The sequence below is a fragment of the Streptomyces sp. NPDC020917 genome (assembly GCF_044333795.1).
In the GTDB taxonomy this organism is placed as follows: Bacteria; Actinomycetota; Actinomycetes; order Streptomycetales; family Streptomycetaceae; genus Actinacidiphila.
The window spans coordinates 41187-64185 of the sequence record NZ_JBIRRR010000012.1 but is presented as its reverse complement, the minus strand read 5'-3'; the positions used below and the strand labels follow the sequence as shown (position 1 = coordinate 64185).

Here is a 22999-nt window from a genome sequence, read left to right as displayed (position 1 = left end):
GGCCGGGGCGTGCGCGGCGGGGACGCGGCCGGGTACGATGGATATCCGGAGGTTCCTCCGCTACGCCCGCCAGGGTAAACGGAGGCAACTCCGGTTGCAAGCGGAGCCAGCTCCGTATCGATGGCACAGGCTCCGCCAGGCACGGCACGTTCCGTGACGGCGGGACGGCGAGGAGGCACACGTGGCGGACACCGCACCCCGTCCGCTGCGCGCGGACGCCCAGCGCAACCGGGACCGGCTGCTGGCCGTGGCGGTGCGCGCGTTCTCCGAGGACGGCGCGGACGTCACACTCGACGCCATCGCCAAGGAGGCGGGCGTCGGCATCGGCACCCTCTACCGTCACTTCCCCACGCGGGAGGCGCTCGTCGACGCCGCCTACCGCAACGAGCTGGACCGGCTGTGCGACTCGGCACCCGAACTGCTGGAGACCGGCACCGCCGTCCAGGCGCTGCGGACGTGGATGGATCACTTCATCGACTACATGGCGGCCAAACGGGGGATGGGTGACGCGCTCAAGGCCGTGATCGCCTCCGGCGGAAACCCGTTCGCCCACAGCCGCGATCGGCTGACCGGCGCGGTGGGCGCACTGCTGGCCGCCGGCGCCGCCGAAGGGTCGCTGCGCGACGACGTGAGCGCCGCCGACGTGGTGACCGGCCTCGGCGGCATCGGCATGGCCGCCGGCACGCCCGAGCAGCGGGAGCAGGCGGGGCGCCTGCTCGACCTGCTGGTGGCCGGACTGCGCCGGCACCCGGGACCCGCCGCCTGATCCCGCCGGGCCGCGCCCGGGCTCGGGCGGGCGCGAGGCGCGCCCGGCCGGTCCCACCTCGTGAGACTCCCCTGCTGGAGGCGGCAGCCGCGGTCGTACGGTGAGGGCGATCACCAGCCGGCTCACCCGCGAAGGATCCCGATGGCCCTGTTCGACCTGCCCCTGGACAAGCTCCGTGCCTACCGCAGCGCCGCCGCCGAGCCGGACGGCTTCGACCCGTTCTGGGCGCAGACGCTCGCCGAGACGCGCGGGCACGACCTGGACGCGGTGTTCACCCGCGTGCCGACCGGGCTCACCACGCTGGAGACGTACGACGTGACGTACTCCGGGTTCGGCGGCCACCGGGTCAAGGGCTGGCTGGTGCTGCCCGCCGGATCCACCGAACCGCTGCCGCTGCTGGTCGAGTTCGTCGGCTACGGCGGCGGCCGGGGGCACGCGCACAGCCATCTGCTGTGGGCGTCGGCGGGCTTCGCGCACTTCGTGATGGACACCCGCGGCCAGGGCAGCGGCTGGTCGTCCGGCGACACCCCCGACCCGGTGGGCAGCGCGCCGTCCTCCCCCGGCTTCCTGACCCGCGGTATAGAGGACCCGCGGGAGTTCTACTACCGGCGGGTGTTCACCGACGCCGTGCGGGCCGTCGAGGCCGCCCGCTCGCACCCGCTGGCCGACGGGACGCGCACCGCGGTGACCGGGATCAGCCAGGGCGGCGGCATCACGCTGGCGGTGGCCGGGCTGGTGCCGGACCTCGTGGCGGTCGCGCCCGACGTGCCGTTCCTGTGCGACTTCCCGCGTGCCGCCACCCTCACGGACAAGAACCCGTACCGCGAGATCGGCCGCTACCTGGCGGTCCACCGGGACCGCAGGGCACGCGCGTTCGAGACGCTGTCGTACTTCGACGGCGTGCACTTCGCCGCCCGCGCCACCGCGCCCGCGCTGTTCTCCACCGCTCTGGAGGACGACGTGTGCCCGCCGTCGACGGTGTTCGCGGCGTACAACGCCTACGCCGGCAGCAGCAAGCAGATCGAGGTGTACGACTTCAACGGCCATGACGGCGGCGGCCCGTTCCAGCAGGTCAGCCAGCTGAAGTGGTTCGCGGAGCGGCTCGGTGCGGCCTCCGCGGACGGCAGTTCGGCAACCACCCAGGCATAAGGCGCGGCTTCGGGGGCAGGCGGGCGTCGAACAGTCGGAAGAGTGCGAGGCGATGACGTGACCGCAAAGGTTGAGCAGTCGGAGAGCACGGACGGAACGACCGCTGTCGTCCCCCGGCCCGCGCCGGTGGACGACGCCACAGGCGGCCTCCCCTGGATCGACGATGCAACAGGAGTGGCTCCCAAGGACGCCCGGGAACTGTCGAGGCTCTTCTTCGACAGGCTCCAGGAACTGGAGGAGGGCACCCATGCCTATGCCTATGCGCGCAACACCCTGATCGAGATGAACCTGGCGCTGGTGCACTTCGCCGCCGCCCGGTACCGCAACAGGCCCGCCACCGACCACGAGGAGATCGTGCAGGTCGGCACGATCGGGCTGATCAAGGCGATCGACCGGTTCGACCTGTCCCGCGAGACGGAGTTCACCACGTTCGCGATCCCGTACATCGTGGGCGAGATGAAGCGCTTCTTCCGCGACACCTCGTGGGCGGTCCATGTGCCGCGCCGGCTGCAGGAGTTGCGGGTCGAGTTGAGCAAGGCCAAGGAGCACCTGTCGGTGCTGCTCGACCGCGAGCCGACGGTGCCCGAGCTGGCCGAGCACCTGGAGCTGACCGAGGAGGAGGTGCTGGAGGGGCTGGTCGCGGCCAACGGCTACACCGCCGGCTCGCTCGACACCCCGTACAACGACGCGGAGAGCAGCGCCGAGGGCGAGGGCCGCACCCTCGCGGACGCGATCGGCGAGTGCGATCCGGCGTTGGAACTGGTGGAGGACTTCCACAGCCTGGCCCCGCTGATCGAGGAGCTTCCGGAACGCGACCGGGTGCTGCTCCAGCTGCGGTTCGGCGAGGAGCTCACCCAGGCACAGATCGGTGAGCGGCTCGGCTACTCGCAGATGCACGTGTCGCGGCTGCTCAGCCGGACGCTGGGCAGACTGCGGGCCGGCCTGCTCACCCAGGCCTGACCTACCCGCGGGCCCGCAGGGCCCGCTCCCCCGCCCGGGGGGGGGCGGGGCCCCCCCCCCCCCGGCCCCCCCCCCCCCCCCCCCCCCCCCGGGGGGCCGGGGCCCCCCCCCCCCCGGCCCCCGGCCCCGCCGACGCGTCCCGCCGCGGGGCGTGCGCCCGGCTCGGCCCGGCTCGGCACGGCTCGGGATTCTCGCGCGGCACGGGGGCTCCGGCGCGCCGGCCGTCCCCCATCATGGAGCCGTGCAGACCACGCTCCGCGAAGCCCGTGCCACGCTCGTCCCCGACCTCTCAGGGCCGCACGGCCCGCTCCCGCCGCTGCTGCTCGTGCTGACCGTCGTCACCGGTCTGGTCGACGCGTTCAGCTATCTGGCCCTGGGCCGGGTCTTCGTGGCGAACATGACCGGCAACGTGGTCTTCCTCGCCTTCTCCCTCGCCGGGTCGAGCGGGTTCTCGGTGAGCGCCTCGGTGCTGGCGCTCGCCGCGTTCGTGGTGGGGGCGGCGGCGGGCGGGCGGCTCGTCCTGGTGATGCCGGGTCAGCGGGCGCGGCTGCTGCTGGCCGTCACCACCGTGCAGGTGGTGCTGGTCGCCGGGGCGAGCGTGCTGGGCGCGACGGTGGACCTGCCGGCCCAGGGCGCGGCGCGTGGGGGCCTGATCGTGCTGCTGGGGCTGGCGATGGGCGGCCAGAACGCGGTGGTGCGCCGGCTGGGGGTGCCCGATCTGACCACGACGGTGCTGACGTTGACGATCACCGGCATGGCCGCGGACTCGGCGCTCGGCGGCGGCCGGTCCGGCAAGGTGGGCGCGCGGCTGCTGTCCGCGGCGGCGATGTTCCTCGGGGCGCTGGCCGGGGCCGCGCTGATCGGGCACGGCCACCCGGACGCCACGCTGCTGTGCGCGGTGGTCGCGCTGGTGGTCGTCGCCGGCGCGCTGATGCCGTTCCGCTCGGCGACGGCCCGATGGGCGCAGGCTTCCTGAGGGGGACGAAAATTCCTCCGGCCGAAGTGTCGTCCCGGCCGGATCCCGATCGTCGTAGGGGTGACCGCGCGGGTGAAGGACCCGCGGCGGCACCGAGACAAGGAGACGGGCCATGAAGTACCTGCTGTTGATCTGCAGCGAGGGCCAGGGCTTCGACGCCACCCCGCAGGAGCTGGACGCGCAGCCGTGGGTCGACGAGATGACCGGGCGCGGCGTGCGGCTGACCGGCAGCCGCACCCGCGACGCCGAGGACGCCACGACCGTGCGGGTCAGGGAGGGCGCGGTGCTCACCACCGACGGGCCGTACGCCGAGACCAAGGAGCAGATGGGCGGCTTCGACATCATCGAGTGCGCCGACCTCGACGAGGCCATCGAGGTCGCCTCGAAGCACCCGGTCGCCAAGTACGGGATGGTCGAGGTGCGGCCGTTCTGGACGGAGTGAGCGCCCGATGAGCGACGGGAGTGCCGGGGGCGCGCGGGGCGGCGGGGACGCCGCCCCGCGGCCCGGCGCTCCGGGCGGCGCCCGGCCCGAGGGGGCGCCCGACGGCCGGGTCAAGGAGGCGGTCGCCGCGGCCTGGTCCGAGGAGTGGGGGCGGGTGGTGGCGGCCGTCATCGCCGTGACCGGAGACTGGGACCTGGCCGAGGAGTGCGCGCAGGACGCGTTCGAGCGGGCCCTGGAGCGCTGGCCGCGGGACGGCGTGCCGCGCAGCCCGGGCGCCTGGCTGACCACGACCGCCCGCAACCGCGCCGTGGACCGGCTGCGCCGCGCCGCCAACGAGGCGCTGAAACTGCGCCAGGCCGCCCGCCTCGCCCCGGAACCGGTGGCGACCGGCGATCTCGTCCCCGCGGACGCCGGCGGGGACGCGCTGCCCGACGACCGGCTGCGGCTGATCTTCACCTGCTGCCACCCGGCACTCCCGCTGCCCGCCCAGGTCGCGCTGACCCTGCGGACGCTGACGGGGCTCGGCACCGCGGAGATCGCGCGGGCCTTCCTGGTGCCCGAGAAGACGATGGCGCAGCGGCTGACGCGCGCGAAGAGCAAGATCCGCAACGCCGGCATCCCGTTCCGGGTGCCGCGCCGCGAGGTGCTGCCGGAGCGGACGTCGGCGGTCCTGGCCGTGCTGTACCTGCTGTTCAACGCGGGGTACGCGCCCGGCGCGGCCGGCCCCGACCAGCGGCGGGTGACCGCCGAGGCGATCCGCCTGGCCCGCCTGGTGGCCCGCCTGATGCCGCGGGAGCCGGAGGCCGCCGGGCTGCTGGCGCTCATGCTGCTGCACGACGCCCGGGCCGCGGCACGTACCGACGAGGCCGGCGACCTGGTTCCGCTGGAGGAGCAGGACCGCACGCTGTGGGACCGCGCGCGGATCGCCGAGGGCGTGGCCGTGCTGGACGGTGCGCTGGCGCTCCGCCGGCCGGGGCCGTACCAGGTGCAGGCCGCGATCGCCGCCTGCCATGCAGACGCGCCCGGCCCGCGGGAGACCGACTGGAAGCAGATCGCCCTGCTGTACGCGGAGCTGGCCCGGAGGGCGCCGGGCCCGGTGGTGGAGCTGAACCGCGCCGTGGCGGTGGCGATGGACGAGGGGCCGGCCCGCGGGCTGGAACTCGTCGAGGCGCTGGCCGCGTCCGGCGAACTCACCGGCTACCACCTGCTGCCCGCGACCCGGGCGGACCTCCTGCGCCGGCTCGGCGAGCGGCATCCGGCCGCGTCCGCCTACCGGGAGGCGCTGGCGCTGGCCCCGACCGAGGCGGAGCGCCGCTTCCTGCTGCGCCGGCTGTCCGAGGTGGAAGGCCCGCCCGCCCCGGGTACCCGGCGTCCCTGACCCGTCCGGCGGCCTGCCCGCCCCCGCATCCCCGTGCCTCCACGTACACGCAGGTCGCAGCGGGGGTGATGGGACCCGGAATACCGTCCCATCAGTACGGAAATCATCCTCTGGGGATGCGCGAGGGGGTACCCAGGGGGCATCCTGGCCATCTCACGGGGGTTTCTCCGTGTCACAGGAGGTGACAGCTGCCTCATGTGCCGCGGAGAGCAGGGGCCGCATCCAGGTTCCGCCCCTGGCCCCGACGTCCCTACCCTTCGACGAGGTGCGAGGTTCCGCCGTGCGCAAGCCGACCGTCCACGCCACCGCCTCACGGCGCCGTGCCGCCAGGCCCCGAGCCGTGGCCCGCGGGGGCCAGGCAGCGATAGCCCTCGGAGTGCTCGTCGCCGTCGCCGCCTGCGGCAACGGCACCACCTCCGCGCCGGGCACCTCGTCCGCCGCCGGCGTCACCAGCGCCTCCCCCACCTCACCGTCGCCGACCACCACGACGCCGGCGACCACCTCCCCCACCACGCCGGCCGCCAGCGGCAGCACGCACAAGCCCGTGCCCCCGCCCCCGCACACCTCGCCGACGCCCCCGGCGGTGCAGAGCTGCGTGAGCCGGGTCTACGACGGGATGACCCAGGCCCAGCGGGTGGGCCAGCTCTTCATGACGGCGGTGACCTCGTCCGGGATGACGTCGTCGGAGTCGACGGCGATCACCCAGGGCAGGGTCGGCTCCGTCTTCCTGATGGGCCACAGTGCCGCCGGAGCCTCGGCGTTCAAGACGGTGACCAACCAGGCCCAGCGGTTCTCGCCGACGGTGCGCGGTGTCGCCGTGCACATGCTGGTCTCCACCGACCAGGAGGGCGGCAAGGTCCAGGTCCTCAGCGGACCGGGCTTCAGCACCATCCCCAGCGCGACGACGCAGGGCACCTGGACCACCTCGACGCTGCAGTCGAACGCCGCGACCTGGGCCCGGCAGTTGAAGGCCGCCGGCGTCAACATGAACCTGGCGCCGGTCGCGGACACCGTGCCGCCGAACCTGGTGAACGTCAACCAGCCGATCGGCCGGCTCCAGCGCTACTACAGCACCGACCCCGCCGTCGTCGCCACGCACAGCACCGCGTTCCTGCGCGGGATGCAGCAGGGCGGCGTGCTGCCCACGGCCAAGCACTTCCCGGGGCTGGGCCGGGTCACCGGCAACACGGACACGACGGCGAACGTCAAGGACACCGTCACCACCACCACCGACCCGTACCTGGCGCCCTTCCGCAGCGCGGTGCAGGCCGGCAGCCCGTTCATCATGGTGTCGTCCGCGATCTACACCAGGATCGACCCGGCCAGCCAGGCGGCCTTCTCCTCCAAGGTGATCCAGGGCCTGCTGCGCGGCTCGCTGGGCTTCAAGGGCGTGGTCATCTCCGACGACCTCGGCAACGCGGTCGCGGTCCAGGACCACACCCCCGCCCAGCGCGCGATCGACTTCATCACCGCGGGCGGCGACATCGTCCTGACCGTCAAGCCCAGCGACATCGCCCCGATGACGGCCGCGGTCATCAACCGCATCCCGCAGAACAGCACGTTCGCCAAGGACGTGCAGAACGCCGTCCTCCGCGTCCTCAACGAGAAGCACTCGGCCGGGCTGCTCAGCTGCGGCTGACCCCGGGGCGCGGCGCGCGTTCGGCCGGCGCGCCCGCGGACTCGCCGCCGCCCGGCGGTCGTCGTCGGCTTCGAGATGTTCGGGCTCACCGGCTACATCCGGCGCACCGCCGACCGCCTCGCCGCCCGCGGCTTCCTGGCGATCGTGCCAGACTTCCACCACCGCACGGCCCCGGGGTTCTCGGGCGTCGCGGACGAGGCGGGACGGGCCCAGGGCTACGCGCTGCTCAACCGGCTGGACCGGGCGGCCGACGCGTGGCGCCGGATCGACGCGCTTCTCGCCGCCGAACTCCTGGACGCGGAAGGGGCGGAGCCGGGGCACGGAGCCGCGGTTGGGGAGCCGCCGGCGCCCTCGGTTCCGGACGGCGGCGACGCGCCGGCCAGCGGATCGGCGGGAACCGCCGGCTGACGGGCGGACCGGCCCCGAAACCCAGGTTAGGGTGCCCTAACAGTGTCGAGCGGGTGAACTGCGCGGGAATTATGGGCCGCCGCCCCTTGAGCGGGTGGGTGCGCACGGCACCGCGTGCCTAGCATGAGCGGCGCCACGAACCCACTGCAACATCACCGGAGGCCGGCGTGCCCGCCGAATCCGACAGCGAACCCGCGCCCGCAGCCGCGGAGCCCGACCCCGAGCAGGTCGCGGAGCCGGACGCCGAACCGGGCGGCATAACCGCCGATCCCCCGCCGCCGCTCTCCCGCAGGCCGCGCACCCTCGTCCTCGCCGCCGGCGCGGTGGTGGCGGTCGCGGCGGTGGTCACCGTCGCGGTGCTCGCCGGCGGCGGGCACGGCACGGACTCCGCCGACGGCGCCGACGGCAAGGGCGGCACGCCCACCCCGGCCGCCGACGGGCTGCCGCACACGGCGGTCGACGTGTCGACCGGAAGCTGCGGCAAGGGCTGGACCCGCCCCCGCACCGGGACCCAGGTCTTCGACCTGCACAACTCCGGTGGCAGCGCGAGCGAGGTGTACCTCGCCGATCCCAAGTCGGGGAAGCTGTACGGCGAGCTGGAGGGGCTGGCTCCCGGGACCACCCGGTCGATGCTGGTGGACCTGGGCAGCGGCACGTACGCGTTCAAGTGCCTTCAGGAGGACACCGACGCGGTGACCGGCCCTTCGGTCACCGTGCCCGGCACCGTCCCGCAGGGCCCGGCGACGCTGCCGGTGACGCAGCACGACATGATCCCGCCGACCCTGGGCTACCAGCAGTGGATCGGCGCCCGGATGTCCGAACTGGCCCGCGGCACGGCCGTCCTCAAGGCGGACATCGACCGCGGCGACCTCACCGCCGCCAAGCAGGACTGGCTCACCGCGCACCTGGTGTACGAGCGGATGGGCGCGGCGTACGGGACGTTCGGCGACGCCGACGGCGCGATCAACGGCACCGCGGCCCGCACGCAGGGCGCGGTGGACGACCCGTCCTTCACCGGCTTCCACCGGGTGGAGTACGGGCTGTGGCACGGCGCCGCGGCCTCGTCGCTGAAGGCGCCGGCGACGAAACTCGACAGCGACGTACGGGCGTTGCGCGACAGCTGGTCGCAGGCCCGGATGGATCCGGCCGACATGGGCCTGCGGGCCCACGAGATCATGGAGAACACCGAGCAGTTCGAGCTGACCGGGCGCACCGACTACGGCAGCGGCACCAACCTGGCGACCGCACGCGCCAACCTCGACGGCACGCGCGAGATCCTCACCCGGCTGCGCTCCCTGCTCGCCCCGCGCGACCCGGCGCTGCCGCAGCTCGACGCGGCCCTCGACCGGCTGCAGCACGCGCTGGACGCCGCCGACCACGGCGGCAGCTGGACCCCGCTGGACCGGCTCGGCCAGGCCCGGCGCGAGCAGATCAACGCCGACACCGGCGCACTCCTGGAACAACTCGCCCCGGTGGCGGCGATCTTCGACGTACGGAGGACGGCATGAGCGACACCCGTGACGCGGCAGGAGAGCTGCGCAGGCGCGGATTCCTGCGCGGGGCGGCGCTCGGTGTCGGGACCGTGGGCGCGGTGGCCGGGGCGGGAGCCGCGGCCGCGGCACTCACCGGCCAGAGCGCGCACGCGGCCACGCCGGCGCCGTCCGCCACCGGGAGCGACGGCGCATCCGGCGGGCAGGCCGGCGGGCAGGATGCCGCCTTCCACGGCGAGCACCAGGCCGGCATCACCCGGACCGTCCAGCAGGCCACGGCCTTCGTCTCGTTCGACGTGACGGCCGCCGACCGGCGCGAGCTGACCGAGCTGCTGCGCACCCTCACCGAGCGGGCCCGGTTCCTGACCGCGGGCGGCACCCCGCAGGCGTTCGGCATCACCGCCCCGCCCTCGGACAGCGGCACCCTCGGCCCGCAGGTGCCCGGCGACGGGCTGACCGTCACCGCCGGGGTCGGCGCCTCGCTGTTCGACGGCCGGTTCGGCCTCACGGACCGCAAGCCGCTGCGGCTGGGCACGATGCCGGCGTTCCCCGACGACGACCTGGACCCGGCCTGGTGCCACGGCGACCTGAGCCTGCAGCTGAGCGCGCCGCACCAGGACGCGGTGCTGCACGCGCTGCGCGACATCGCCCGGCACACCCGGGGCGGCCTGCAGGTCCGCTGGCGGCTCGACGGCTTCACCAGCCCGCCGCGGCCCAGCGGAACCCCGCGCAACCACCTGGGGTTCAAGGACGGCACCGCCAACCCGGACGTCGGGGACGCCGCGACCGCGCAGCGCCTGCTGTGGGTGGACGGCGGCGGCGAGCCCACCTGGACGACCGGCGGCACGTACCAGGTGGTGCGGCTGATCAGGATGCTGGTGGAGTTCTGGGACCGGGTCTCGATCACCGAGCAGGAGCGGATGTTCGGCCGGGCGAAGGACACCGGCGCGCCGCTGGACGGCTCGCGGGAGTTCGACATCCCGAAGTTCGCCGACGACCCGATGGGCGACGTCATCCCGCTGGACAGCCACATACGGATGGCCAACCCGCGCACCGCGAAGACCGACGGCTCCCGGCTGCTGCGCCGCGGCTACAACTACGACCGCGGCATGGACGCGAACGGGAACCTGGACGTCGGGCTGATCTTCGTCTGCTACCAGCAGGACCTCACACGGCAGTTCGAGACGGTGCAGAAGCGGCTCGCCGGGGAGCCCCTGGTCGACTACATCACCCCGTTCGGCGGCGGCTACTTCTTCGCGCTACCGGGCGTGCGCGACCGCAGCGACTGGCTGGGGCGCACCCTGCTGGCCTGAGACCTCTCCGACCGGCCCCGATGGCAAGCAAAGGGATGGTCAAGCATTTCCCATGATTATCTGACCCGCTGTTCACCCGGACGCCACCATGGGGCCGATGCCACGTAGTTGACCCCCAAGACGATCGCGTTCGACACGTGCACGAGATCCACACAGCACGCCGGAAAGCACCAGTTAGCGGAGGCTGACACAGCATGAGCACCACGAGCGGTACGGGCAGGAGAAGGCGGGCGGGCGCACGCCTGCGTGCGGCACGCTGGGGGGCGTACGCCGGCACGGCGGCGCTCGTACTGCTGGGCGGCACGGCGCCGGCCTACGCCGACTCCCCCGCGCACGGGGGCGACAGCACCTCGACCCCGATCAAGCACCTGGTCGTCATCTACGACGAGAACGTGTCGTTCGACCACTACTTCGGCAGCTACCCGGTGGCGGCGAACACCGACGGCACGACGTTCACGGCCGACAAGAAGACGCCGAAGGACATCGACACCCTCGGCCACGCCGGTCTGCTGAAGACCAACCCGAACCAGTACGCCCCCAAGCGGCTGACCCCCTCGCAGGCCCTCACCTGCGACCAGAACCACGGCTACGGTCCCGAGCAGTACGCGGCCAACGGCGGCAAGGCCGACGCGTACGTGCAGAACACCGAGACCAGCAAGTGCTCCGGCGGCCTGTTCGGCGAGCCGGGCCTGGTCATGGACTACTACGACGGCAACACCGTCACGGGCCTGTGGAACTACGCCCAGCACTACTCGCTCGGCGACAACTCGTGGAGCAGCACCTACGGTCCCTCCACCCCGGGCGCGCTGAACCTGATCGCGGGCCAGACGCACGGCGTGATCTCGGTCGACCCGAAGACCGGCACCGAGAACCCGAAGCAGACGGCGACCCCGGACCCGTACACGGTCCTGTCCCCGGACGCGCAGGGCGTCGGCACGGTCATCAACGACCCCGACCCGGCGTTCGACGACTGCTCGGACAACAGCCACTCCAGCAGCAACGCCCTGGCCGTCATGCAGGGCAAGAACATCGGCGACCTGCTCAACTCCAAGAACGTCACGTGGGGCTGGTTCCAGGGCGGCTTCCGTCCCTCCACCGCGTGGGACGGCAAGCAGGGTGACTACGCCAGCTGCGCCGGCAGCACCCACACCAACATCGGCGGCGCCTCCTCGGTGGACTACAGCCCCCACCACTCGCCGTTCCAGTACTACAAGTCCACGTCGAACCCGCACCACCTCGCGCCGAAGAACACGGCCGAGATCGGGCACAACGGCCAGGCGAACCACAACTACGACCTGACCGACTTCGACTCCGCCCTCAAGGCGGGCAGCCTGCCGGCCGTCAGCTTCCTGAAGGCCGCGGAGTTCCAGGACGGCCACGCCGCCTACTCGGACCCGAAGGACGAGCAGGACTTCCTGGTCAAGGAGATCAACGCGATCCAGTCCTCGTCCTCCTGGAAGGACACCGCGGTCGTCGTGGCCTACGACGACTCGGACGGCTGGTACGACCACGCCTACGCCGCGCCGCAGAACGGCTCGAAGGACAGCACCGTCGGCTCCAACGGCAAGGCCACCGACAGCCCGGCGTGCCAGGCCGGTCCGGCCTCGGCCGGCGGCTACGCCGACCGCTGCGGCCCGGGCACCCGCCAGCCGCTGCTGGTCATCTCGCCCTACAGCAAGGTGAACTCGGTCGACCACACCCGCACCGAGCAGGCGTCGGTCACCAAGTTCATCGAGGACAACTGGAAGACCGGCCGCGTCGGCGACGCCTCGTTCGACCAGCGGGCCAACTCCCTCAACGGCGCCTTCGACTTCAAGCACCCGAACAACCTCCAGGTGCTGCTGAACGACAACGGTTCGGTGAAGTCGGTCAAGCACATCAACAAGCACACCAACCCGGCCGCGCCCGCGAGCAACGCGACCAGCGGCGGCACCGGCTCGGGTTCCGGCAACAACCCCACCACGCAGACCCTGGCGGAGACCGGCGGCACGTCCCCGGCCCTCCCGGTCGGCATCACCGGGGCCGCGCTCGTCTTCGGCGCCGGTGCGCTCTACTACGCCCGCCGGCACCGCCGGCAGGTGGCCGCCACCGCCTGACCCGTCACACGCCTGCCGCCCTTCGGGCGGCCTGACGTGAGGCCCTGAGGGGGCCGCTCCGGCACGACGCCGGGGCGGCCCCCTTCGCTGTTCGCGCCACCCGTCCACCGATTCGGACTTGAACACTGCCGGGTTGTCAAGACCCTTGCTGCCTCCATGAATTGAAGGCAATTCCGGCCCGGCGGCGCCCGGCCACCGCTGCGGCCGTTCGGTCAACCGGCCCTGTGCACAACTCTTGACATGGATGAAACACAGGGAGAAACATTCCGGAGTGCACCGGGAGAGCGCTCTCAGTCGTCAATCGACAGGCACCCGACCGGACTTCGCGTTGTTCACGGCATCTCACCGCCCGGCCGCCCCGCGGCCGGGCGACCCGCACCCTGCCCCCCACCCGTGGAACCAGGAGAGTTGCTCATGCTCGCTCCCCCCACCGGCACGACGGCGCTGAGATCAGCGGCTCCGTGGCGCCGGCGCAACACCGTCGCCGCGGTGGTCACCGCGCTCCTCGCCTCACTGCTCCTCGTCGTGCCGATGCGCTCGGCCCACGCCGCCGACACCCTGCTCTCGCAGGGCAAGACGGCGACCGCGTCCTCGACCGAGAACGCCGGCACCCCGGCATCGGCGGCCGTGGACGGCAACACCGGCACCCGCTGGTCCAGCGCCGCCTCCGACCCCCAGTGGCTCCAGGTCGACCTGGGCAGCACCTCGACCATCAGCTCCGTCACCCTCAACTGGGAGACCGCCTACGCCACCGCCTTCAAGATCCAGACCTCGGCCGACGGCACCACCTGGACCGACGCCTACTCCACCACCACCGGAACCGGCGGCACACAGACACTCGCCGTAAACGGTTCCGGGCGCTATGTCCGCATGTACGGCACCACCCGCGCCACCCAATACGGCTACTCCCTCTGGGAGTTCCAGGTCTACGGCACCACCGGCAGCGACGGCGGCACGCCCCCACAGGGCTCGCTGCTCTCGCAGGGCAAGACGGCGACCGCGTCCTCGACCGAGAACGCCGGCACCCCGGCATCGGCCGCGGTCGACGGCAACACCGGCACCCGCTGGTCCAGCGCCGCCTCCGACCCCCAGTGGCTCCAGGTCGACCTGGGCAGCACCTCGACCATCAGCTCCGTCACCCTCAACTGGGAAACCGCCTACGCCACCGCCTTCAAGATCCAGACCTCGGCCGACGGCACCACCTGGACCGACGCCTACTCCACCACCACCGGAACCGGCGGCACACAGACACTCGCCGTAAACGGTTCCGGGCGCTATGTCCGCATGTACGGCACCACCCGCGCCACCCAATACGGCTACTCCCTCTGGGAGTTCCAGGTCTACGGCACCACCGGCAACAACGGCGGCGGCACCGGCCCGATCCAGGGCGGCGGCGACCTCGGCCCGAACGTCAAGGTCTTCGACCCCTCGACACCGAACATCCAGGCGCAGCTGGACCAGATGTTCTCGCAGCAGGAGAGCAACCAGTTCGGCGACGCCCGCTACCAGGTCTTCTTCAAGCCGGGCACCTACAACGGGCTCAACGACCAGGTGGGCTTCTACACGTCGGTCTCCGGCCTCGGCAAGAACCCGGACGACGTGCAGATCAACGGTGACATCACCGTCGACGCGGGCTGGTTCAACGGCAACGCCACGCAGAACTTCTGGCGTTCGGTGGAGAACCTGGCCATCACGCCGTCCAACGGCACCGACCGGTGGGCGGTCGCGCAGGCCGCGCCGTTCCGCCGGATCCACGTCAAGGGCGGGCTGAACCTGGCGCCGAACGGCTACGGCTGGGCGAGCGGCGGCTACATCGCCGACAGCAAGATCGACGGCACGGTGGGCCCGTACTCGCAGCAGCAGTGGTACACCCGTGACAGCTCCGTCGGCGGCTGGACCAACGGCGTGTGGAACATGGTCTTCTCCGGTGTCCAGGGCGCGCCCGCGCAGGGCTTCCCGAACCCGGTGTACACCACGCTCAGCACCACTCCGGAGTCGCGCGAGAAGCCGTACATGTACCTCGACGACAGCGGCAACTACGCGGTGTTCGTGCCGAACCTGCGCACCAACGCCAGCGGCGTCTCCTGGCCGAACACGCCCGGCACCTCGATCCCGCTGAGCCAGTTCTACGTGGCCAAGCCCGGCGTGTCCGCGGCGACCATCAACGCGGCTCTCGCCCAGGGCCTCAACCTGCTGTTCACGCCCGGCATCTACCACGTCGACCAGCCGATCAACGTGACCCGCGCCAACACCGTTGTGCTCGGCCTGGGTTACGCCACCGTCGTGCCGGACAACGGCGTGGACGCGATGAAGGTCGCCGACGTCGACGGCGTGCGGTTGGCCGGCTTCCTGATCGACGCGGGCGCCGGCAAGTCTCCGCAGCTGCTGCAGGTGGGCGCGCCCGGCTCGTCGGCGAGCCATTCCGGCAACCCGACCACGATCCAGGACGTGTTCGCCCGGATCGGGGGCGCGGGCCCGGGCCAGGCCAGCACGGCCTTCGAGATCAACAGCAACGACGTGATCATCGACCACACGTGGCTGTGGCGCGCCGACCACGGGGCGGGCGTGGGGTGGACCACCAACCCAGCGGACGAGGGCCTGAAGGTCAACGGCAACAACGTCCTGGCCACCGGCCTGTTCGTGGAGCACTTCGAGAAGTACGACGTCGAGTGGGCCGGCCAGAACGGCAGGACGATCTTCTTCCAGAACGAGATCGCCTACGATCCGCCGAACCAGGCGGCGATCCAGAACGGCAGCATCCGGGGCTTCGCGGCGTACAAGGTCGACGACAACGTGACCACGCACGAGGGCTGGGGGCTCGGCAGCTACTGCAACTTCACCGCGGATCCGTCGATCGTCCAGGACCACGGGTTCGAGTCGCCGGCCACGCCAGGGGTGAAGTTCCACGACCTGCTCGTGGTGTCGCTCGGCGGCATGGGCCAGTACGCCCATGTCATCAACAACACCGGTTCGCCGACGTCGGGTACCTCCACGGTGCCGTCGACGGTGACGTCGTACCCGTGACCGTCGTGATGACGGTGAGGGTGCCGCGGCCGCGGCCGCGAGCGTGAACCCAGGGGCCGCCGTCCTGCACGAGCAGGGCGGCGGCCCCTGCGCGCCGGCGGTCCGGGACGGGACCTCGCCCGGTGCCCCGCCTCCGCGACGGCCGCGGCCCCGCCGTTCCCGGCAGCGGCGCCACGGCTCGCGGTGTCCGGGCCGGAAGCCGGCACGCGCGACCGCCTCCGGCCGCGGGCGTCAGTGGGCGTGCGCTCCGCCCGCCATCCGCGGCTTGCCGGGCGGCACCACGACGAGGGCGACCAGGGCCGCGGCGCCGGCCGCGATCGCGCAGGCGGCGTAGGCGTGGGCGAAGGCGCTCGGGACGCCGCCCTGGATACCGCTCGCGGCGATCGTCGAGACGACGGCGACGCCGATCGAACCGCCCACCTCGTGGAAGGTGTTGAGGGCGCCGGACGCCAGGCCCGACTCGGCCGCCGGCACCATGGCCAGCCCGGTGGTGAAGGCGGTGACGAAGACCGCGCCGATGCCGAAGGTGGCCACCGACAGTGCCGGGACCACCGTCGACCAGACCCCGGTGCCCAGGTGTGTCCATGCCACCGGGACGAGGCCGAGGGCCGCGACGGTCATGCCTGCCGCGGCCAGTTGCCGCGCGCCGACCGTGCCGAGCAGGCGCCCGGCGATGTGCGCGCCCGCGCCGGTGGCGACGGCGACCGGCAGGAAGGCCAGTCCGGTGCGCAGCGCGCTGTAGCCGCGGTCCTGCTGGAGGTGCACCGAGGTGAGGAAGAACGTCGAGATGAGCAGGGCGGTGGCCACCAGGATGAGGAAGGCGCCGGCCAGCACCGGCCGCCGCGCGAGCAGGCGGACGTCGATCAGCGGCGCGCCCGCGGCCCGCTCGGCGACGGCGAAGGCGGCGTAGAGGACCGCGGCCAGGGCGAGCGGGATCAGCGTCTGCGCCGAGGACCAGCCCTGGTCGCCCGCCGCGACCACGCCCTTGATCAGGGCGACGGTGCCGCCCGTGACGAGCACGGCGCCCTTCAGGTCCAGCCGCGCGGGCCGGGGCGGGCGCGCGGCCACCAGCGACGGCAGTACGGCCAGCACCGCGCCCCCCACCGGAACGTTGACGTAGAAGATCCAGTGCCAGCCGGGACCGCTGGTGAGCAGCCCGCCGAGCAGCACGCCGACGGCCGCGCCGCCCCCGCCGATGCCCGCCCACACGCCGAGCGCGCGGCGGCGTTCCTCACCCTCGAAGGTGGAGGTGACCAGGGACAGGGCGGCGGGCGAGAGCAGCGCCGCGCCCACGCCCTGCGCAACGCGCGCGGTGAGCAGGGTGCCGGCCCCGCCCGCGAGGCCGGCGGCCAGCGAGGCCCCGGTGAACAGGACGAGTCCGGCGAGGAAGGTGCGGCGTGCGCCGAGGGCGTCGGCCAGCCGGCCGCCGAGCAGCATCAGGCCGCCGAAGGCGAGCGTGTAGGACGTCACCACCCAGGTGAGCGCCGAGCGGCTGAGATGCAGGTCGGCGCCGATGTCGGGCAGCGCCACGTTCACCACCGTCACGTCCAGGATCAGCATGAACTGGGCCAGGCACAGCACGGTCAGCGCCGCCCAGCGGCGCGGGTCCGGCGGCGCGGCGTACTGCGGAGCATGGCTTGCGCTGAGCGTTGAGTCGGTCATAACTGAACTGTACGGCACAGTACAGATGAACTCAACGGTTCAGTTCAGTTCGCCCGCTAGACTGCTGTCCATGAACGACACCGCAACCGACGGCGAGCGGCGGGGCGCCCCCTCGGGCCCGCGCGCCGAGCGCAAGCGGCAGGCGATCGTGGCCGCTGCCCGCACCCTGTTCCTGCGCGACGGCTTCGACGCGAGCGTGGACCAGATCGCGGCCGAGGCGGGCGTCTCGAAGGTGACCGTCTACAACCACTTCGGCACCAAGCAGGCGCTGTTCGTGGAGATCGTCAAGGCGGGCCTGGACGCGCCGCTCGGCGACACCCTGCTCGGTGCCGTCGACCGCCTCGAGGGCGGCGGCGACCTGCGGTCCGCGGTGACCGAGGCGGCCCGGGCCTGGGTCCGGGAGATCCGCTCCGACCCGGACGTCCTGGCCCTGCGCACCCTGATGGCCCGCGAGGCCCACCGCGTCCCGGAGCTGGAGCAGGCGTGGCGGCGGGGAGGACCGTCGCTGCACCACCCGGCCGCCCGCGACGCCCTGGCGAAGCTGACCGCCTCGGGCCAGCTCGCCATCCCGGACCCCGAGGTGGCGATCCTCCAGCTGTACTCGCTGCTGGTCTTCCCGCACCTGGTGTTCCACGCCTACGGCACGGGCGTGGACGACGCGCTGGCCGACCGGCTGATCACCTCGGGCGTCGACATGTTCCTCTCGTACTACAGCCCGCGCCCCGCCTGAGCCCCCGGCTCGGCGCCGGACCGGTGCACGCCCGCATCCGCACGCACGCGGGCCCGGCGGACGGGGGCGTCCCCCGCCGGCCGGGCCGGCGCTCTCAGCGGTCGGTCAGCTCGCGGTGCAGGTCAGCGTCGGAACGGCGCCCGAACCCGTGCCCTGGAAGCCGAAGCTGGTACTGGCGGAGGCCCCCAGGGAGCCGTTGTACGACGCGTTGGCGGCGGCCACCGACGCGCCGGACTGGGTGACGGTGGCGTTCCACGCGTTGGTGATCTTCTGGCTGCCGCCGTAGGTCCAGCCGACGGTCCAGCCGTGGATGGCCGCACTGCCGCTGGTCACGGTGACGTCCGCGGTGAAGCCGCTGCCCCAGTCGTTGGACACCGTGTAGGTGGCCGAACATCCGCCGCTCGGGGGCGGGTTGCCGCCGCCGGAGGCGGTGGTGGCGGACACGGCCGCGGAGGCCGGCGAGACGTTGCCCGCCGCGTCACGGGCCTTGACGGTGTAGCTGTAGGCCGTCGAGGCGCTGAGCCCGCTGTCGGTGAACGAGGTGCCGGTGACCGAACCGGCCAACTGGCTTCCCCGGTACACGTCGTAGCCGGTCACGCCGACGTTGTCCGAGGCCGGCGACCACGACAGCGAAGCCGAGGACGCCGTGGTACCGGTGACGGTCAGGCCGCCGGGGGCCGTCGGCGCCTGGGTGTCGCCGGTGGAGCCGCCCCCGGTGGACGCGCTGAACGAGAAGCTCTTGGTGGCCAGCCCCTGGCCGCCCTGCCAGACCTCGAACCCGGCTTCGGCGTCGATGAGGTAGTGCGCGGGATTGACCGAGCCGCGGCTCACCGCGTCGTCGATGAGCGCCTTGACGTCGAGCGCGCTGACCGACGTCGAACCGCCCTGCAGCACATAGGAGATGATCTTCCAGGAGGTCTGGTTGCCGGTCCAGACGTCCCAGTTGTGCCCGGCCGCCGACGAGGTGCCGGTCTTGCCGCCGAACGGCTGGACGCCGCCGCGGCTGTTGAGCCAGATCATGATCTCGGTGCCGTCCGGCTGGCCCTTGGTGGTCGGCGTCGAGTTGATCCACAGGTCGTAGGCGACGTCGTACGCCCCCGATCCGACCTGGGTGGTGTCCCAGGAACTGGTCGCGCTGCCCAACTGGCTGATCTGGATGGGCAGTCCGCTGTTCGGGGTGCAGTCGCCCCAGTGGCAGCCCTTGAAGATCGACGGGTAGGTGGCGGGCGCGCCGTTCGTCGGCAGGTTGAAGTTCGCCGTGTCGAGCGACCAGGCGGTGCCGCCGTTGTACGTGAGGCACTGCTGGGCCGTGGAGTTCCACTCGTTCGCCTGGATCGTGTAGTCCCCGGCGGAGACGGTGCCCTGCGGCTCGCACGTGGTGGTGGCCGCGTGCGCGGACTGCGACACCGTCAGCGGCAGCAGCATCGCGGCCGCCGCGGTCAGGGCCGCGGCGGCCGAGCGCAGTCGCAGGCGCGGCAGTCGGGGGCGGGCGAGAAGGCGTTTCACTGCGTGGTCCCTTCACCGTGCGTGTGGGGGGATGGGCCGGTCCACAGGAGTCAGTGGGAGCGCTCCCATGCGACGCCGCAACACATGAAGCCAGGGCGTCCACGCGGCGTCAAGACTCCGCGTCGCCTTCATGAGGTGAACGCCGCCCGCCAGGGGCGGCAGCAGCCCGCCGACAGGGGCCCGTACCAGGCAAAAGGCCGTGACCGGGCGCAGCACGGCGGCGCACGGCGCCTTCCCGCGATCGCGCGGACGCGCCACTCCCCTCACCCGGTGTCGGAATCCGAACGCGCGCACATCGGGCGCGCGGCCGACCCGGTGCGGCAACCGCAGGAGATGAAGCGGGACTCGCGCCCGGGATCAGTTGTCGGCGATGGCCTCGAAAGCCGCGGACAGGGTCTCGCTCTCGTCGGCCGGCACCCAGCGCTCGATCGCCGGGACCAGGTCGCGCCGCTCGTGGAAGAGGTACTGGTACGCCTGCGCGAGCGCGCCGTCGACGGTCAGCACATGGGTGTCCGAGGGGTGCCGGCCCACCAGCGCCCGGTCCAGGATCCCCTGGATCAGGTCGCCCTCCTGCCGGTCCCGCTCCACGACGTTCTCCGGCGCGCCGTGCCGGAGCAGCACCTTGCGGACGGTGGCCTCCTTGGCCGCGTTGTGTCGGGCGAAGGCGTCGGCGAGCGGGCGGAGGTCCTCGGGCTGGTTCGCCTCGCGCATCCGCACGTCCTCGACCATCGCCAGCAGCACCCCGCCGGAGGTGGCCAGGCTGGCGCCGAGCCCGGTGGGGACTCTGCGCGCGTCACGGGCGGCGCGCGCCACGCCCGCCTCGGTGGAACCGCCGGGACCGGGAGCGGTCGCCGCCGGGCCGCCGCCGTCGGGGGCGCGGTCGGTCCGGCCGCGGTGCGGCCAGTGGAACCGGCCGTGGCGGGAGCCGCCGGGAGCCGCCGCGTCCGGTGGCGCGGCCGCCTCCGGGAACGCCGCGGTGCGGTCGGGGCCCGGTCCCCCGCCGGACTTTCTGGGGTCGCTGGCTTCGCTCATGCCACCCGCTCCTCTCCTCGCTGGGGTCCAGGTCGTGTGCTCTCAGGGACGCTCGCCGGCGTCGGGTGGCGGTTCGGCCCCGGTCAGCCACGGGTCGTCCTCGTCGGGCACCAGGTGCACGGCGGCCTCCTCGGCCGACGCGGCTCCGCCGTCGATGCCGATGTCGTCGCCGATCAGCCCGCTGTGCCGGGAGTGCGCGCCCTCGTCAGGCGCCACCAGCCGGCCGGACCTGCGGTCGCCGGTCTCGGCGTCCAGCAGTTCGCCGTCGGTGTCGCTGGTGTCGCCGAGTCCGTCACCCGGCGAGGGGCCGTCGTCGGGCCGCTCGCGGCGCAGCCGCCGTTCGAGGGACTCGCCGGTGCGCTGCTCGCGGGCGGTGGTGCCGGTGTCCTCGACGGCCAGGGGCCGGTCGGGCGGCGAGTAGCCCTCGTCCAGCGCCTCCTTCAGGCCGCGGTCCAGCAGGGTGTCCTCGGGGTCGAGCGGTCCGGTGTCCTCGCGGATCTCGCTGCCGTCGGGCTGGTAGACGTCGTCTCCCATGCCGCCCTCCTCACCGGGGTGCGTCATCGCCGCACACCCGCTTCACAGCGCTCTGCCCGATTTTCGATACGTACGGACATCTCGCCCTCTTCCGTAGCGGATCGCGCACATCTCCATCATGCGCGCGGCCTCCCCCTGTGCGCCTCCCCGCACTCCTGCGGCCCACACCCCCGGTGGCGGCGGGACACACGGAACCGCGCGGCCGTAGGCCGTACAGGCGGCCGTACTCCCTTCGTGGCCGCCGCGCTCCTTTGGCGGCGACTGGGCCGCCAAGGGCGCCGAAGCATGCGGACCGGTACAAACCGGGCGGCGCAGGGAAGGGAGACGGGGTGACCTCAGCCTCCGCGGCCCCGCCGCCCCCGGACCGCGGCCACGACCACCGCTGGCCCGCGCTGGCCGTCTGCCTGGCCGCCGGCTTCATGACCCTGCTGGACGTCAGCATCGTCAACGTGGCCGTCCCGTCCATCCGGACGGGTCTGCACGCCTCGCAGAGCGGGCTGCAGTGGGTGCTGTCCGGCTACGCCCTGATGTGCGGCCTGCTGCTGGTGCCGGCCGGGCGGCTGGGCGACGTCCGCAGCCGCCGCGCCGTCTTCCTCACCGGACTCGCGCTGTTCACGGCGATGAGCGCGCTCGCGGGGGCGGCGCAGAACGAGACGTGGCTGGTCGCCACGCGCCTGGTCCAGGGCGTCGCGGGCGGCATCCTGGTCCCCCAGGTCTCCGGCTTCATCCAGCAGATGTTCCGCGGCCCGGAGCGCGGCCGGGCCTTCGGCCTGCTCGGCGCCACCATCGGGGTGTCCACCGCGGTCGGCCCGCTGCTGGGCGGCCTGCTCATCGAGGCGTTCGGCCCGCAGGAGGGCTGGCGCTGGGTGTTCTACGTGAACCTGCCGATCGGGCTGGTCGCGCTGCCACTGGCCCGGCGCCTGCTGCCGGGGCCTGCGGACGCGCCGGACGGCGCGAAGGCCGCGGCGCGGGGCGCCGGGCGGCGCAGCGACCTCGACCCGGTCGGCGTGGTGCTGCTCGGCACCGGCACCGCGGTGCTGCTGCTGCCGTTCATGGAGCAGGAGGAGTGGCACGGCTCGCAGAAGTGGCTGCTGGTCCCGCTCGCGCTGCTCGTGCTGGCCGGCTTCACGGCGTGGGAGCGGCGCTACGCCCGCAGCCGCGACCCGCTGGTGGACCTGCGGCTGTTCCGGCAGCGGGCGTACGGCCTGGGGGTCCTGCTGTCCTTGCTGTACTTCGCCGGGTTCACCGCGGTGTTCTTCATCCTCACGCTCTACCTGCAGAACGGCCTGCACTACAGCGCGCTGCAGGCGGGCCTGTCGATCGTGCCGTTCGCGCTCGGCTCGGTCGCCACGGCCGCGGTCGGCGGCCGGATCGTGGGCCGGTACGGGCGCCCGCTGGTGGCGGCCGGCCTGGCGACCGTGCTGGTCGGGCTGCTGGCGACCGCGCTCGCCGTACACCTGGACACGGGCCGCTCGGCAGGCTGGGCGACCGCGGCCCCGCTGCTGCTCGCGGGCCTGGGCAGCGGCCTGGTCGTCGCACCGAACCAGACGCTCACGCTCAGCCAGGTCCCGGTGGCCAGGGCGGGCAGCGCCGGCGGCGTGCTGCAGACCGCGCAGCGCATCGGGTCGGCGGCCGGCATCGCCGCGGTCGGCTCGGTGTTCTTCGACGGGGTCGGCACCGGCGCGCACCCCGACTGGTCCGGCGGATTCCAGGCGGGGCTGCTCAGCGCGACCGCGCTGGCCGCGCTCGCGCTGGTGGTGGCGCTGGCCGACATCCGCGGCCGCCGGGCCCCGGAGCCGGTCGCCGTGCCCGTGGCGCAGGAGGGCGCCGGCGCCGGCCCGAGCTGACGGGCCCTGAGGGGACGGCTGAGGATCCGGCCGAGGCGGCACGACCG

The 22999-nt window shown here is 73.2% G+C and carries 17 protein-coding genes and 1 pseudogene; 14 read left to right on the top strand and 4 right to left on the bottom strand.

All coding sequences use genetic code 11. The annotated features are described in order from the left end of the window. The first annotated feature begins 181 nt into the window (after positions 1-181). From ACH4TG_RS24320 to ACH4TG_RS24265, 12 genes and pseudogenes are all read left to right on the top strand, one after another. A complete protein-coding gene (locus tag ACH4TG_RS24320; protein WP_398244577.1) occupies positions 182-766 on the top strand; it encodes a TetR/AcrR family transcriptional regulator in 585 nt (194 codons plus the stop codon). Positions 767-907: 141 nt separating this feature from the next. Beyond that, positions 908-1915, top strand: coding sequence for an acetylxylan esterase (locus ACH4TG_RS24315; protein ID WP_398244576.1), 1008 nt, complete (start codon positions 908-910; stop codon positions 1913-1915). A gap of 57 nt (positions 1916-1972) precedes the next feature. Then, the gene (locus tag ACH4TG_RS24310; protein WP_398244575.1) at positions 1973-2875 is read left to right on the top strand and encodes a SigB/SigF/SigG family RNA polymerase sigma factor; all 903 of its coding nucleotides are present in this window, start codon (positions 1973-1975) and stop codon (positions 2873-2875) included. Positions 2876-3116: 241 nt separating this feature from the next. Next, positions 3117-3851, top strand: coding sequence for a YoaK family protein (locus ACH4TG_RS24305; protein WP_398244574.1), 735 nt, complete (start codon positions 3117-3119; stop codon positions 3849-3851). Between the two features lie 112 nt (positions 3852-3963). Then, the gene (locus ACH4TG_RS24300) at positions 3964-4293 is read left to right on the top strand and encodes a YciI family protein (protein WP_398244573.1); all 330 of its coding nucleotides are present in this window, start codon (positions 3964-3966) and stop codon (positions 4291-4293) included. 7 nt (positions 4294-4300) lie between these two features. Continuing rightward, positions 4301-5671 (top strand): RNA polymerase sigma factor, encoded by a 1371-nt coding sequence (locus ACH4TG_RS24295; RefSeq protein WP_398244572.1) that lies wholly within the window; start codon positions 4301-4303, stop codon positions 5669-5671. A gap of 265 nt (positions 5672-5936) precedes the next feature. Continuing rightward, positions 5937-7310: a glycoside hydrolase family 3 N-terminal domain-containing protein gene (locus tag ACH4TG_RS24290; RefSeq protein WP_398244571.1), complete on the top strand. Its 1374-nt coding sequence runs from the start codon at positions 5937-5939 to the stop codon at positions 7308-7310. 39 nt (positions 7311-7349) lie between these two features. Further along, a pseudogene (locus tag ACH4TG_RS24285) lies at positions 7350-7718 on the top strand (dienelactone hydrolase family protein); the annotation flags it as partial. 257 nt (positions 7719-7975) lie between these two features. Next, positions 7976-9226 carry an EfeM/EfeO family lipoprotein gene (locus ACH4TG_RS24280; protein WP_398244754.1) on the top strand — a complete coding sequence of 417 codons (1251 nt, stop codon included), beginning with the start codon at positions 7976-7978 and terminating at the stop codon, positions 9224-9226. Beyond that, positions 9223-10521, top strand: coding sequence for an iron uptake transporter deferrochelatase/peroxidase subunit (efeB, locus tag ACH4TG_RS24275; protein ID WP_398244570.1), 1299 nt, complete (start codon positions 9223-9225; stop codon positions 10519-10521). The genes ACH4TG_RS24280 and efeB overlap by 4 nt, the downstream gene beginning before the upstream one ends. Before the next feature lie 194 nt (positions 10522-10715). Next, complete coding sequence (locus tag ACH4TG_RS24270) at positions 10716-12617, top strand: phospholipase C (RefSeq protein WP_398244569.1); 1902 nt, start codon at positions 10716-10718, stop codon at positions 12615-12617. Between the two features lie 531 nt (positions 12618-13148). Beyond that, the gene (locus tag ACH4TG_RS24265; protein WP_398244753.1) at positions 13149-15641 is read left to right on the top strand and encodes a discoidin domain-containing protein; all 2493 of its coding nucleotides are present in this window, start codon (positions 13149-13151) and stop codon (positions 15639-15641) included. Positions 15642-15872: 231 nt separating this feature from the next. Here ACH4TG_RS24265 and ACH4TG_RS24260 read toward each other — a convergent pair whose 3' ends face one another. Next, a complete protein-coding gene (locus ACH4TG_RS24260; RefSeq protein ID WP_398244568.1) occupies positions 15873-17303 on the bottom strand; it encodes a DHA2 family efflux MFS transporter permease subunit in 1431 nt (476 codons plus the stop codon). 70 nt (positions 17304-17373) lie between these two features. Between ACH4TG_RS24260 and ACH4TG_RS24255 the strand changes: the two genes are divergently transcribed. Beyond that, entirely contained in the window at positions 17374-18033 is a 660-nt protein-coding gene (locus ACH4TG_RS24255; protein WP_398244567.1) for a TetR/AcrR family transcriptional regulator, read from the top strand. A 105-nt stretch (positions 18034-18138) separates the two neighbouring features. Here the strand turns inward: ACH4TG_RS24255 and ACH4TG_RS24250 are convergent, their stop codons facing one another. The 3 genes from ACH4TG_RS24250 to ACH4TG_RS24240 form a co-directional block, all read right to left on the bottom strand. Next, positions 18139-19539: a cellulose binding domain-containing protein gene (locus ACH4TG_RS24250; protein WP_398244566.1), complete on the bottom strand. Its 1401-nt coding sequence runs from the start codon at positions 19537-19539 to the stop codon at positions 18139-18141. Between the two features lie 357 nt (positions 19540-19896). Then, complete coding sequence (locus ACH4TG_RS24245) at positions 19897-20571, bottom strand: hypothetical protein (RefSeq protein ID WP_398244565.1); 675 nt, start codon at positions 20569-20571, stop codon at positions 19897-19899. Between the two features lie 42 nt (positions 20572-20613). Further along, on the bottom strand, positions 20614-21105 hold the full coding sequence (locus ACH4TG_RS24240) for a DUF5709 domain-containing protein (RefSeq protein WP_398244564.1): 492 nt from the start codon (positions 21103-21105) through the stop codon (positions 20614-20616). A 329-nt stretch (positions 21106-21434) separates the two neighbouring features. On the opposite strand from ACH4TG_RS24240, the gene ACH4TG_RS24235 reads away from it, so the two are divergent. Beyond that, positions 21435-22952: an MFS transporter gene (locus ACH4TG_RS24235; protein ID WP_398244563.1), complete on the top strand. Its 1518-nt coding sequence runs from the start codon at positions 21435-21437 to the stop codon at positions 22950-22952. Positions 22953-22999: the final 47 nt, after the last annotated feature.